The 12,352-nt window shown below is 37.9% G+C and carries 13 protein-coding genes; 11 read left to right on the forward strand and 2 right to left on the reverse strand.

Annotation, left to right across the window (positions count from 1 at the left end):
* The first annotated feature begins 11 nt into the window (after positions 1–11).
* The gene (locus tag ACFSKV_RS12490; protein ID WP_380803174.1) at positions 12–680 is read left to right on the forward strand and encodes a DUF4290 domain-containing protein; all 669 of its coding nucleotides are present in this window, start codon (positions 12–14) and stop codon (positions 678–680) included.
* Positions 681–1,988: a UDP-N-acetylglucosamine 1-carboxyvinyltransferase gene (murA, locus tag ACFSKV_RS12495; protein WP_380803177.1), complete on the forward strand. Its 1,308-nt coding sequence runs from the start codon at positions 681–683 to the stop codon at positions 1,986–1,988.
* A 181-nt stretch (positions 1,989–2,169) separates the two neighbouring features.
* On the opposite strand, the gene ACFSKV_RS12500 is transcribed toward murA, so the two are convergent.
* The gene (locus ACFSKV_RS12500) at positions 2,170–3,447 is read right to left on the reverse strand and encodes an OmpA family protein (RefSeq protein WP_380803179.1); all 1,278 of its coding nucleotides are present in this window, start codon (positions 3,445–3,447) and stop codon (positions 2,170–2,172) included.
* Positions 3,448–3,611: 164 nt separating this feature from the next.
* On the opposite strand from ACFSKV_RS12500, the gene ACFSKV_RS12505 reads away from it, so the two are divergent.
* The 9 genes from ACFSKV_RS12505 (at position 3,612) to ACFSKV_RS12545 (ending at position 11,829) form a co-directional block, all read left to right on the forward strand.
* Positions 3,612–4,529, forward strand: coding sequence for an aminopeptidase (locus ACFSKV_RS12505; protein WP_380803182.1), 918 nt, complete (start codon positions 3,612–3,614; stop codon positions 4,527–4,529).
* Positions 4,530–4,614: 85 nt separating this feature from the next.
* Positions 4,615–5,145 carry a hypoxanthine phosphoribosyltransferase gene (hpt, locus tag ACFSKV_RS12510; protein ID WP_380803184.1) on the forward strand — a complete coding sequence of 177 codons (531 nt, stop codon included), beginning with the start codon at positions 4,615–4,617 and terminating at the stop codon, positions 5,143–5,145.
* Between the two features lie 42 nt (positions 5,146–5,187).
* Positions 5,188–5,760: an adenylate kinase gene (locus ACFSKV_RS12515; protein WP_380803187.1), complete on the forward strand. Its 573-nt coding sequence runs from the start codon at positions 5,188–5,190 to the stop codon at positions 5,758–5,760.
* Positions 5,761–5,846: 86 nt separating this feature from the next.
* Positions 5,847–6,842: a GTPase ObgE gene (gene obgE, locus ACFSKV_RS12520; protein ID WP_380803189.1), complete on the forward strand. Its 996-nt coding sequence runs from the start codon at positions 5,847–5,849 to the stop codon at positions 6,840–6,842.
* A 73-nt stretch (positions 6,843–6,915) separates the two neighbouring features.
* Entirely contained in the window at positions 6,916–7,500 is a 585-nt protein-coding gene (locus tag ACFSKV_RS12525) for a nucleotide exchange factor GrpE (protein ID WP_380803192.1), read from the forward strand.
* Between the two features lie 9 nt (positions 7,501–7,509).
* Complete coding sequence (dnaJ, locus tag ACFSKV_RS12530) at positions 7,510–8,616, forward strand: molecular chaperone DnaJ (protein WP_380803195.1); 1,107 nt, start codon at positions 7,510–7,512, stop codon at positions 8,614–8,616.
* Between the two features lie 78 nt (positions 8,617–8,694).
* A complete protein-coding gene (locus ACFSKV_RS12535; RefSeq protein ID WP_380803197.1) occupies positions 8,695–9,582 on the forward strand; it encodes a hypothetical protein in 888 nt (295 codons plus the stop codon).
* A 47-nt stretch (positions 9,583–9,629) separates the two neighbouring features.
* A complete protein-coding gene (locus ACFSKV_RS12540; RefSeq protein ID WP_380803199.1) occupies positions 9,630–10,529 on the forward strand; it encodes an ABC transporter ATP-binding protein in 900 nt (299 codons plus the stop codon).
* Entirely contained in the window at positions 10,522–11,829 is a 1,308-nt protein-coding gene (locus tag ACFSKV_RS12545; RefSeq protein ID WP_380803201.1) for an ABC transporter permease, read from the forward strand. Before ACFSKV_RS12540 ends, ACFSKV_RS12545 begins: the two co-directional genes overlap by 8 nt.
* Before the next feature lie 41 nt (positions 11,830–11,870).
* Here the strand turns inward: ACFSKV_RS12545 and ACFSKV_RS12550 are convergent, their stop codons facing one another.
* Positions 11,871–12,311: a UPF0158 family protein gene (locus ACFSKV_RS12550; protein ID WP_380803204.1), complete on the reverse strand. Its 441-nt coding sequence runs from the start codon at positions 12,309–12,311 to the stop codon at positions 11,871–11,873.
* Positions 12,312–12,352: the final 41 nt, after the last annotated feature.

Here is a 12,352-nt window from a genome sequence, read left to right on the forward strand (position 1 = left end):
ATGACCACTTTATGGAGAACAGAGACAGCAGTAAACATTCAGTAACTCTTAAAGAGTACGGAAAAAATATTCAAAGATTAGCAATGCACATTTCCGAAATGGAAGATAGGGAAAAGCGTACACAGAGTGCATTTGCCTTGGTAGAATTGGTCAAACAGCTCAACCCCCAGATGAAAGCTGAAAATGACCAAAAAATATGGGATGATATACATATCATGTCAGGTTTCAAATTGGATGTGGATGGGCCTTATCCAAAGCCTGCAGAGGACTTACTTTTTAGAAAACCACAAAGGGTAGGATATCCAAAAGGAGAAGTGAAATTCAAGCATTATGGCAGAAATATTGAAAAACTCATTGAAAAAGCAGTAGAAATTGAGGATGATGAGGAGCAGGAAGCAGCCATTATTTATATTGGACAATTGATGAGGAGTTTTCATTCAACCTGGAATAGGGACAACTTTGATGACGCAATTATCCTTGATGACATTAAAACGCTATCCAAGGGAAAGCTCCATATAGATTTGGAAAAAGTTAGGGAGATGGGACTTTTCGAAACCAATACCAGGAGAGATTTTAAATTGCCTTCGGATTCTGAATCCTCTTCCTCAGGAGGAGGCAGAAGAAAATTCAGCGGCAACGATAGAAGAAGAAATGGGGGGCATTCCAAAAAACGTAGATAAATGTCATCATTCAAAGTAAGGGGAGGCTTGAAGCTAAAAGGCGAAATCATTCCCCAAGGAGCTAAAAATGAGGCTTTGCAAATTCTTTGTGCTGTCCTCTTGACTTCGGAGAAGGTTACGGTAAACAAAATCCCCAACATTCGAGATGTAAACAAACTCATTGAGTTATTGTCAGACATGGGGGTGAAGGTAAATAAAATCGGGCCAGAATCTTACACTTTTCAAGCCGACAATGTAGACCTAAATTACCTGGAAACCGATGATTTCCTAAAGAAGGCTTCTTCTTTAAGGGGTTCAGTAATGATTCTAGGCCCATTATTAGCGAGATTTGGTCATGGAAGATTGTCCAAACCCGGAGGAGATAAAATTGGCAGAAGGAGAATGGACACCCATTTCTTTGGTTTCCAAAAACTAGGAGCTGAATTCCACTACGATAAAAAGAAAGAAATCTATCATATTGATGGAAAAAACCTGAAAGGTACTTACATGCTTTTGGATGAAGCCTCTGTAACAGGAACAGCCAATATCATTATGGCAGCTGTCCTCGCAGAAGGAAAAACCACCATTTACAATGCTGCATGCGAGCCTTATATTCAGCAGCTTTGTGATATGTTGAACAGGATGGGAGCAAAAATTACAGGTATTGGATCCAATCTTCTCCATATCGAAGGAGTGAAAAAATTAAAAGGAACCATGCATACCATGTTGCCCGATATGATAGAAATCGGTTCATTTATAGGGCTTGCGGCCATGACCCAATCAGAAATTACCATAAAAGATGCGCAAATTCATAGGTTGGGAATTATCCCTGATACTTTTAAAAGAATGGGCATCAAGATGGAATTCCGCGGGGATGACATCTTCATTCCAGCCCAAAAACACTATGAAATAGAATCCTTTATTGATGGTTCTATACTGACCGTAGCGGATGCCATTTGGCCTGGTTTTACACCTGATTTACTAAGTATTGTTTTAGTCACCGCTACTCAGGCTAAAGGTACAGTTTTGGTCCATCAAAAAATGTTTGAAAGCCGCTTATTCTTCGTTGATAAGTTGATTGATATGGGAGCACAGATTATTCTATGCGATCCACATAGAGCCACAGTAATTGGTCTGGATAGAAAATACCCGTTACGGGGAATAAGGATGACCTCACCTGATATCAGGGCAGGTGTCTCTTTGTTAATTGCAGCTTTATCTGCGGAAGGCACTTCTATCATTGACAATATTGAACAAATTGACAGGGGATATCAATATATTGACCAAAGGCTTAATGCCTTGGGAGCAGACATTGTCAGAATTGATTAAATAAAATTACGGTTCAATAAAAAAAAGGTCCTTCGAATCAGATTCGAAGGACCTTTTTTTAGGTATTCCTATTCTATTGAATAACTTCAAAAACAAGCCATTTTGATAAAATGAGAAACCTAAAAAACAAAAAAGGCCGTCTCTTTAAGACAGCCTTTAATATTTATTGCAATTAATCAAATTATTTTACTTCGAAGCTAACTCTTCTAGCCAATTGACGGGCATTATCAGAAGCCTTATCTACGCTAGTATCTTCGCCATATCCTTTGTAAGAAAGTCTTGAAGCATCAATACCTGCGGCTACAAGGATGTCAAATACCGCTTTAGCTCTTTTTTCAGACAACTTAATGTTATAATCTTCAGGACCTAATTCGTCAGCATAACCTTTCAATTCTACGCTAACACCAGGGTTTCTCTTCAAGAAGTTGGCCACATAGTTTACAGCAGATGAAGAATATCCAAGTGGTTTGGCACTATCAAACGCGAAGTAAGTGTTTACATATCCTTCGTTGATAGCCTTTTTGAAGTAGTCAATTTCTTTTACTTCTTCAATTGGACATCCGCCATTGGAAGCTGGACCTGGAGCAAATGGACACTTGTCCATATGGTCAGGAATACCATCACCATCAGAATCCATTGTTCTACCGTTGGAATCAACTCTTGCACCAGCTGGTGTATTTGGTTCTTTATCCAAATAGTCAGGAATACCATCACCGTCAGAATCTTTCAACATATCTTTGATTTCACCGATCTGCTGAGCCAACTCATCTTTAGTAGCATATTTATCAGCAGCAACATACCAGTCAGCATGGGTATCCTTGCTTCCCAAATAGATGTTTAAACCTAAAGTACCAGTCCACCAAGTACCATTAGCACCATAGAAATTTGGATCGGTTGGACCAATGTTGGTCTGTCCGTCAAAAGTTACAGTTTGTCTACCATTAAGAATGGTGCTGATATCACCAGTAAGAGCAACTCTTTCAGAAAGCTTAACCTGTCCTGTAATTCCAGCGATTATATTGTAAACTTTATCATTGAAATCGCTGTTTGGACCATCTTGAGGACTTACTTGTCCAATACCTGCTCCAAAATGAGCCAACAAATTAACTCTTCTAGTGAATGATTCAAAATTCATCATTCTACCGATGTTACCAACACCTTGAAGGTTAATTCTATTGTAACTTGTAGTAAATGCAGGATTATTATCCCTGCTTGCCTCACTAAATGAACCGAAACCAAAATCAAGTTTCGCACCGAATTTTTCATTGAACATGTATCTGGCACCTAAGTCAACATGTCCAAGGCCTACTGATGCAGAATAGTATCCGGGAGTCAAAGGAGCCATGGCTTTATTGAACCCACCACTAAACTCAACAGACCATCTGTTGTAGTCAACCTGGGCGTTAGCTCCTAAAGCTAAGGCACCCGCCATAATTGTAGAGAGTAATAATTTTTTCATGATAAAAAATTTTTTTTAAATTTTTTAAGTGTTTGATTGATTTAACTGCAAATTTATAAACTTTTAACTAAACACAAATGTAAATTTATTTTTTAAAACTTTAAACTTTCTGAAAAATCTTTTTGATTTGACAGAAAAGACGGATTTAAAACGCCCCATAAATCATGCCAACTATAAAAACATTAATTGACCTGTTAGAAATACAAAGCGTCTCGAGTGATGAGTCGAATATAATGGAATTTCTTTTAAACACAATTAACAAACGAAAACATTCTTGGAAAGTTTCACCAGAAATTCACCATGGCCCTGAATTGCATGATTGCCTGTTACTTAAATTTGGCAATCCCAGAACAGCTGTTTTTGCTCATATTGACACCATTGGCTTCATGGCACGATATGAAAACCAATTGGTTCCTGTAGGTAGCCCTGAATTGGTTGAAGGAACCGTTTTGGTCGGTAATGATAAATATGGGCCAATTCGATGTAAATTAATGATTAGGGATGACCAACCTTTCCATGATTTTGGAAGAGGAATTGAAAGAGGTACTTTGTTATCTTATGAGCAGCATGTTCAGATAGATGAGAAATTTATCCATGCTGCATACCTTGACAACAGGCTTGGAATTTTTAACGCCTTAAAATTATGTGAATTTTTAGAGGATGGTTGGGTGGTGTTTTCTACTTATGAAGAGCATGGCGGAGGTAGTATGCCTTATTTATTAAGATATATTCAAGAAAAGCATCCGGTAAGCCAGGCATTGATTTCAGATATAACTTGGGTTACTGATGGCATTTTACATGAAGAGGGAGTAGCCATTTCAATAAGGGACAAATTTATTCCACGCAAAAAATATTTGGATAAAATTATTGGCCTTGCGGAACGAAGCGGAGTCCCCTTTCAATTAGAGGTGGAAGGACATGGAGCAAGTGATGGTCGGGAAGTTCAGTTTTCACCATATGCAATTGACTGGTGCTTTATCGGAGCACCTGAAGACAACGTTCATACGCCCCATGAAAAAGTTGCCCTAAGTGACCTTGAGGCAATGACAGAAATGTATAAGTATTTAATGGCACATCTATAAGGATTAGCAAGATTAAAGGTGCGCCGGATTTATTTTTTTTTATATTTGTATTGCCCTTTGCTCAAGGGCATTTTTATTTAGCTTAATGATCCAGATAAAAGACAAAACATTTATCCCCTTTTTGGAAGAGAAAACACTCCAAAAAAAGATTGCAGAGATTGGACTGAAAATCTCTAAGGATTTTGCTGAAAAGGATCCAATTATAATAGGTGTGTTGAATGGGGCTTTTATGTTTTTATCAGATTTAGCCAGGCAAATTTCTATCCCAGCTGAAATTACCTTTATCAAAATTTCTTCCTATTCTGGAGAAAAATCTACTGGTAAAGTGAAAAGTCTGATTGGGTTGGAAACTAAATTAGAAGGAAGAAATGTGATTGTTGTAGAAGATATAGTCGATACTGGACTCAGCATGAGCCAGTTAATTCAACAATTGAAAGAGAATAATCCGGCATCCATTTCATTGGCAACGCTTCTTTACAAACCTGAAGCTATTCAATATAAATTACATTTGGATTATATTGGATTTGAAATCCCCAATAAGTTTGTGGTTGGCTATGGATTGGATTATGATGGTTTTGGCAGAAACCTCCGGGAAATATACCAACTTAAACAATGATAGGACCCAGAATAATTAGTTAAGAATTTAAAAGAAATAAGGATGGTAAACATAGTATTATTTGGCCCTCCAGGAGCAGGGAAGGGCACCCAAAGTGAAAAAATAATAGAAAAATATAAACTGACGCACTTGTCCACAGGGGATCTTTTCAGAAAGCACCTTGGAGAAGGAACTGATTTGGGTAAACTTGCAAGAAAATACATGGATGAGGGCAGGTTGGTTCCTGATGAGGTAGTAATTGGGATGGTTGATGACAAATTGGCCAACACTCCTGATACCAATGGCTTCATTTTTGACGGTTTCCCAAGAACTGTGGCGCAAGCTGAGGCCCTTGACAAACTGATGGAAAAAAATGGAACCCAAATATCGGGGATGATTGCCCTAGATGTAGCAGAGGAAATACTTAAAGAAAGAATCAGGGAAAGGGGCAAGACCTCCGGAAGAACCGATGATCAGGATGAATCAAAGATTGAAACCCGGATAAAGGTTTATTTGGATGAAACCCTTCCTGTAGCTACCTATTATGAAAAGCAAGGGAAATTATCAAGGATCAACGGTGTGGGAACCATCGAAGGAATCTTTGAAAATATCTCCAAGGTAATTGACAGCTACTAATCCTTAAATAATTCTTACCTTTGTAAGAGTATTTGGCTAAGCTTACATAGCTTAGCCTTTTTTGTTTACCTATAATACATCAAGCATTGGCAGAGAGCAATTTCATAGATTATGTCAAATTCTGTTCCCGATCTGGGGCAGGGGGTGCAGGATCTGTACATTTCAGAAGAGAAAAACATGTCCCAAAAGGTGGCCCTGATGGTGGGGATGGTGGCCGGGGAGGCCATATTATTTTAAAAGGCAACGCCCAATTATGGACTTTGCTCCACCTGAAATACAAAAAACATGTGATCGCTGAAGATGGAAAAGGAGGAGAAGGGGGCAGGAGAAAAGGACGTGACGGAAATGATGTAATTCTGGAAGTACCTTTAGGGACAGTTGCCAAATATGCTGAAACCGGTGAATTACTTTTTGAAATCAATGAAGATGGGCAGGAAGTAATCCTTACTCCAGGGGGACGGGGTGGATTGGGAAATGATCATTTTAAAACAGCTACGAACCAAGCACCGCATTTTGCCCAACCTGGTGAGCCTGGCATAGAGGAATGGATCATTTTAGAACTCAAATTATTGGCTGATGTAGGTTTGGTAGGTTTTCCAAACGCAGGAAAATCAACCCTGCTTTCCAGTATTTCAGCTGCAAAACCAGAAATAGGTGATTATCCATTTACTACATTGGTCCCAAATCTTGGGGTCATCCCCTACCGTGACGATAAATCCTTTGTAATGGCGGATATTCCCGGGATAATAGAAGGAGCTTCTGAAGGAAAGGGGTTGGGTCTGAGGTTTTTGAGGCATATAGAAAGAAATTCTATTCTCTTGTTCATGGTTCCTGCAGATGCGGACAGCATCAGGAGCCAGTATAAAATTCTATTGAATGAACTTGAGAAATATAATCCGGAGTTATTGGATAAAAAAAGGATATTGGCAATTACGAAAGCGGATATGTTGGATAATGAAATGATGCAACAAATGAAGAGTGATATTCCCTCTGAATTACCGTCAATTTTCATTTCTTCGGTGTCCCAGTTCAACCTTGACAAATTGAAAGATTTGTTATGGCAGGCCATCAATTCAGATTAAAGGTGTCAGTTTGTCAGTAATATGTCTATGGCAAATAAATTGTTAGGAGTCTAAGTATAAAATTTTGAGAAAAATGACCGATAAAGAGATAACGAAAGATGAGCAATCCACTTCCCAGGAACAGGAAGTAAACCAGGAAGAAATTATGTCAAATACCAAAGTTGAAGAAAGTAAGACAGAAACAACCTCTGAAAGTCCTGAATTATCAAAAGAAGAAAAATTAAGTCAGGAAGTGGATGAACTTAAAGACAAATATTTGAGGTTATACTCTGAATTTGAAAATTATCGAAGAAGAACTTCAAAGGAGAGAATTGAGCTGATAAGAACAGCATCGGAGGAATTGATGAAAGAAATCTTGCCGGTAATAGATGACTTTGAGAGGGCCTTTAAAGCCAGTGAAAAAGAGGAAGATGGGGCAAAAGTGAGAGAAGGTAATCAATTAGTATTCCACAAATTGGTAAAGGTTTTGGAGAATAAGGGGGTTAAAGTAATGGAAAACCTGATTGGAAAACCATTTGACGCAGATACTCAGGAAGCTATTACTCAAATTCCTGCACCAACTGAGGATTTGAAGGGCAAGGTAATCGATGTAGTGGAAAATGGATATACTTTAGGCGATAAAGTCATCCGTTTTGCCAAAGTGGTAACAGGAGCATAAGATTAAAATATGGCAAAAAGAGATTACTATGAAGTATTGGGGGTTTCCAAAAGCGCTTCTGCTGAAGAGATAAAAAAGGCCTATAGGAAACTAGCTATCCAATATCATCCGGACAAAAACCCTGATAATCCGGAAGCTGAAGATAAGTTCAAAGAGGCTGCCGAGGCTTACGAAGTACTCAGCAATCCTGAAAAACGCCAACGATATGATCAATTTGGCCATCAAGGATTAGGTGGTAATGGTGGCTTCAGCGGCGGAGGGATGAATATGGAAGATATTTTCTCTCAATTTGGAGATATTTTTGGAGGAGGAGGCTTTGAGTCCTTTTTTGGAGGAAGCAGAGGAGGAAGGAGAACAAAAAAAGGAACTAACCTAAGGGTCAAACTGAAGCTTAACCTTAAAGAAATTGCCAATGGTGTAGAGAAAAAAATAAAGGTTAAGCGCCATGTTCTTGCAGATGGGGTAACTTTTAAAACCTGTTCAACCTGCCATGGTTCAGGCCAGATTAAAAAAGTAGTCAATACAATGCTTGGCCAAATGGTTTCAGCAAGCACTTGCCATGTCTGTGGAGGTAATGGCCAAATTGTGGATAAAAAACCAGCTGAAGCTGATGCAAGAGGTTTGGTTTTAAAAGAGGAGGTAATTACCATTAACATCCCTGCAGGAGTAGCAGACGGTATGCAGTTGAGCATGTCCGGAAAAGGAAATGAAACGGCTGGTGGCGTGCCCGGGGATTTATTGATAGTGATCGAAGAAATACAGGACGACATCCTTCAAAGAGATGGCAATAATGTAGTTTTTGACCTGTATGTCAGCTTTGTTGATGCTGCCATCGGAGCACAGATTGAAGTACCCACCATCGATGGAAAAGTAAAAATAAAATTGGATCCAGGTACCCAAAGTGGGAAAATCCTAAGATTAAAAGGTAAAGGTATCAGAGATATCAATGGTTATAGCAGAGGCGACCAATTGATCCATGTAAATGTTTGGACACCAAAACAACTTTCAAAAGAAGAAAGGCAGATACTGGAATCATTAAGGAATTCGGAGAACTTTAAGCCGGATCCCGGAACCTCTGAAAAAAGCTTCTTTGATAAAATGAAAGAATTTTTCTAAAAACTTGAAGCCGGATGAAAATCCGGCTTTTTTTATACCTTTAAGAACCTTTTGTTTTTATAGACGTAACCTATCCATATGTTGAACAAATTACTCTTACTATTTGGCTTTTTTGTCGGATTGTTTCCCTTCGCTCAAGCTCAAATCACTAAGGAATTTAAAGTTGAGCAAAGAACCGGATATAATCTAGTCCATGTAGACTTCAATGTATATAAAGGTGTTTCTGAAATCAAAAGGGAAATTGGGGACAATCCCATCCATATTTATTCTGAACTCTCAAAAGTAAATATACTTCCTTCTTTCTCCTTTGAAGTAAAAGACCAGGTACTTAGTTCTCATTTGGTTCACAGAAATGTCGAATCAGAGAATCTTGGAAAGAGTCTATCCTATAAACTTTTCCCCAATTCAAATAATGATTTTGACCATAAATGGAATGTCGGGCTCAATTCAAATTATCTTTATGATCTGAACTTCAACTTTGGAGTTGGAATGGTAAGTTTTGATTTTTCACATCTTCCCATTTCCAATTGTATCATCAAATCAGCCAGTGCTGACATTAAATTGGATTATGGTAGCAAAATGGCCAATTCTGTCAAAATGGATACCATGATGGTCAGTATTAATATGGGGAATTTGGATGCTCAACATCTCAATTTTACCAATGCAAAATATATGGTGTTTGAAGCCAACTACGGAACCTTAAATTTGTCATTTTCGGATAAAATGCCAGAGTCATGCAACATTACTGCGACGGTCGGGGCAGGCAAAGTAGAAATTCAATTGCCTGAAGAAAGCCAGCCCTTCATTCTGAAAATAAAATCTACTGCCATGTGCAGGACCAGTATTCCCAAAAATCTAAAGGATATAGGAAACAAAACCTATGTCAGTAAATCCTACAGGGAAAACTCTGCCAACTTAATGACCTTTACCGTAGATGTATCGGTAGGTTCGGTAACTATCAAATAAAAAAACTCAAAGTTTTTTTTATTACTTTTAGTCAAATTTCTCTGAACTTGCATATCCTGGAAATACAGCGTCTCAATAAATCATTCGGAAAAACAAAAGCCTTATCCGATATTAATTTAAAGATTCCCCAAGGTGTTATTTTTGGCCTTCTAGGTCCAAATGGTGCGGGAAAAACCACTTTGATCCGCATTATTAATCAAATTATTGACAGTGATTCTGGAACAATCCTTTTCAAAAACGAACCTCTTAAGAGGAAGCATATATCCCAGATAGGATACCTCCCAGAGGAAAGAGGACTGTATAAAAAAATGAAAGTCTGGGATCAACTGATTTATTTTGCAAGGTTGAAAGGAATGTCAGGCCATCTTGCAAAACAAAAGGTGAATGAATGGCTGGAGAAAATGGATATCAGCAACTGGAAGGACAAAAGAATAGATGACCTTTCTAAAGGTATGGCCCAAAAAGTACAGTTTATTTCTACTGTCATCCATGAACCCGAACTCCTGATTTTAGATGAGCCGTTTTCAGGTTTTGATCCATTGAATGCTGAAATCATCAAGGATCAAATTTTAGAACTCAAGCAAAAAGGAATTAGCTTATTGCTATCAACTCACAGAATGGAATCAGTGGAATTACTCTGTGATGAAATTGCGATGTTCAACAAATCTGAAAAAATACTGGAGGGCAAATTGAATGTGATCAAAGATCAATTCAGATCAAATGAATTCGAAATAAAAATCAAACTTTCAGATGGATCCTACCCTAACACTTGGGAATTGAAGGGAGATGGGGAAATCAAAACATTCAGGGTTTCACTGGAAAAAAGGTCTACCAATGATTTCCTGACAGAATCTATGCAACTGGGCCAAATATTTCAATTCAATGAAATATTACCAACTATGGAGCAGATTTTTATCCAACAAGTTAAAAAACATAGTAATGGATAAAATTTGGCTGGTAATTAAGCGTGAATATCTTTCCAGGGTACAGAAGAAATCCTTTCTCTTGGCAACCATTCTGACCCCACTTATATTCCCTGCCATCATGGGTATTTTCCTTTGGATTGCCTTGGAAGAATCTGATGGTTCGGCTCTGAAGATTATTGAGGTTGTGGATGAAAATAACATGTTCTTTATAGAAAGTTCAGAACAATATGCCTTTTCTTTCTCCAATACAAAATATGAAGAGGGCAAAAAAATGGTTCAGAATGGGGAAAGGCAAGGACTTCTTTACATACCCAAACTGGATTTAACAAAGCCTAATGGAATTATTTATTATGCAGAAAAGAGCCCAAGTGTGAACCTGATTTCATTTCTTGAGGCCAGTCTGAAAAGGAGAATAGAAGAACAAAGGTTGTATGAATCCGGTATAGACCCCGAAGTAATTGCCGCGTATCGAACCAAGGTTAATATCCAAACCATCAATCTCGACAGCTTAGGAGAGGAAAAAATCTCTGATGCTTCATTAAACTATGGACTTGGTTTTTTTTCGGGTATCCTGATTTATGTTTTCATTTTTGTATATGGAAATCAGATAATGCAGGGCGTCATAGAAGAAAAGTCAAGTAGGATAATTGAAATTCTGGTTTCCTCCATTAAACCTTTTCAGTTGATGCTAGGGAAGATCGTAGGCATAGGGGCAGTTGGTCTAACCCAGTTTTTAATATGGATTTTCTTAATCAGTACGGTAACTTTTATTGTCACAGGATATTTCGGTATGCAAATGCCACAACAACAGGTGATGGAACTTACCTCAACCGATTTAGATCAGAATTTCAATCAGGACAGCCAGTTTATAGAAATAATCCAGGCAATTCAGGGTATCGATTTTATTAGATTGGCATTGACATTTATATTTTATTTTCTGGGAGGCTACCTGCTATATGGTGCATTTTTTGCAGCCATAGGGGCTGCGGTAGATGCTCCTTCAGAAGCCCAGCAATTTATGTTGCCAATTACAATTCCTTTACTGATAGCCTACTTGGGGCTTTTTGTATTTGTACTGAACGACCCCAATAGCAATGTCTCTTTTTGGCTTTCCATAATACCTTTTACTTCTCCCATTGCAATGATGGGAAGAGCAAGCTTTGGGATTCCTGCCTCAGATTTATTGATTTCCATGGCTCTCTTGGTTTTTGGTTTTTTGTTCAGCACCTGGGTTGCAGGAAAAATATACAGGATAGGAATTTTAATCCATGGTTCAAAAGTGAATTACAAAACCATATGGAAATGGATAAAAAATTCCTAATTTAATTTTTAAATAAAGAGTGCTACATGCTGTAGCGCTCTTTATTCTTCTGAGTAATTAAAACTGTCTATTTGCTCTTTTACCCAGTCTTTGTATTTCTGGAGGCGGTATTCGGACCACCTATCTTTGTATTTCCCAGAACTATCAATCAAAAATTTAAATGCAGTAGCTGCCTTAGGTTTGCTCAACGCATTAAACAGTTCATCCTGAAAATTCCTTTCTTTTACAATTCTGTCCGCGAAATTCTCCATCATCTGATGTTCCTGACTAGGTTCCATTTTTGTAAATTCTGCAAAATTATCAGGATTATCGTCTATTTCATCAAGGATATCCTCTTCCTCAGGGGTAAGGTCATAATTAAAATAATCCTCGTCATCAGGCAAATGATGGATTTTTTTATTATCCAATTGATAAAAACAAATCATGCCTTTTAGCAGTTGGGCTGCTATTTTCTCTACTTCTTTTTCAGATAGGGTAAACATTATTGTTAAAATGTAAAATTTTGAGAAAATTAACTAACTGG

The sequence above is a fragment of the Shivajiella indica genome (assembly GCF_042683085.1).
Taxonomy (GTDB): domain Bacteria; phylum Bacteroidota; class Bacteroidia; order Cytophagales; family Cyclobacteriaceae; genus Shivajiella; species Shivajiella indica.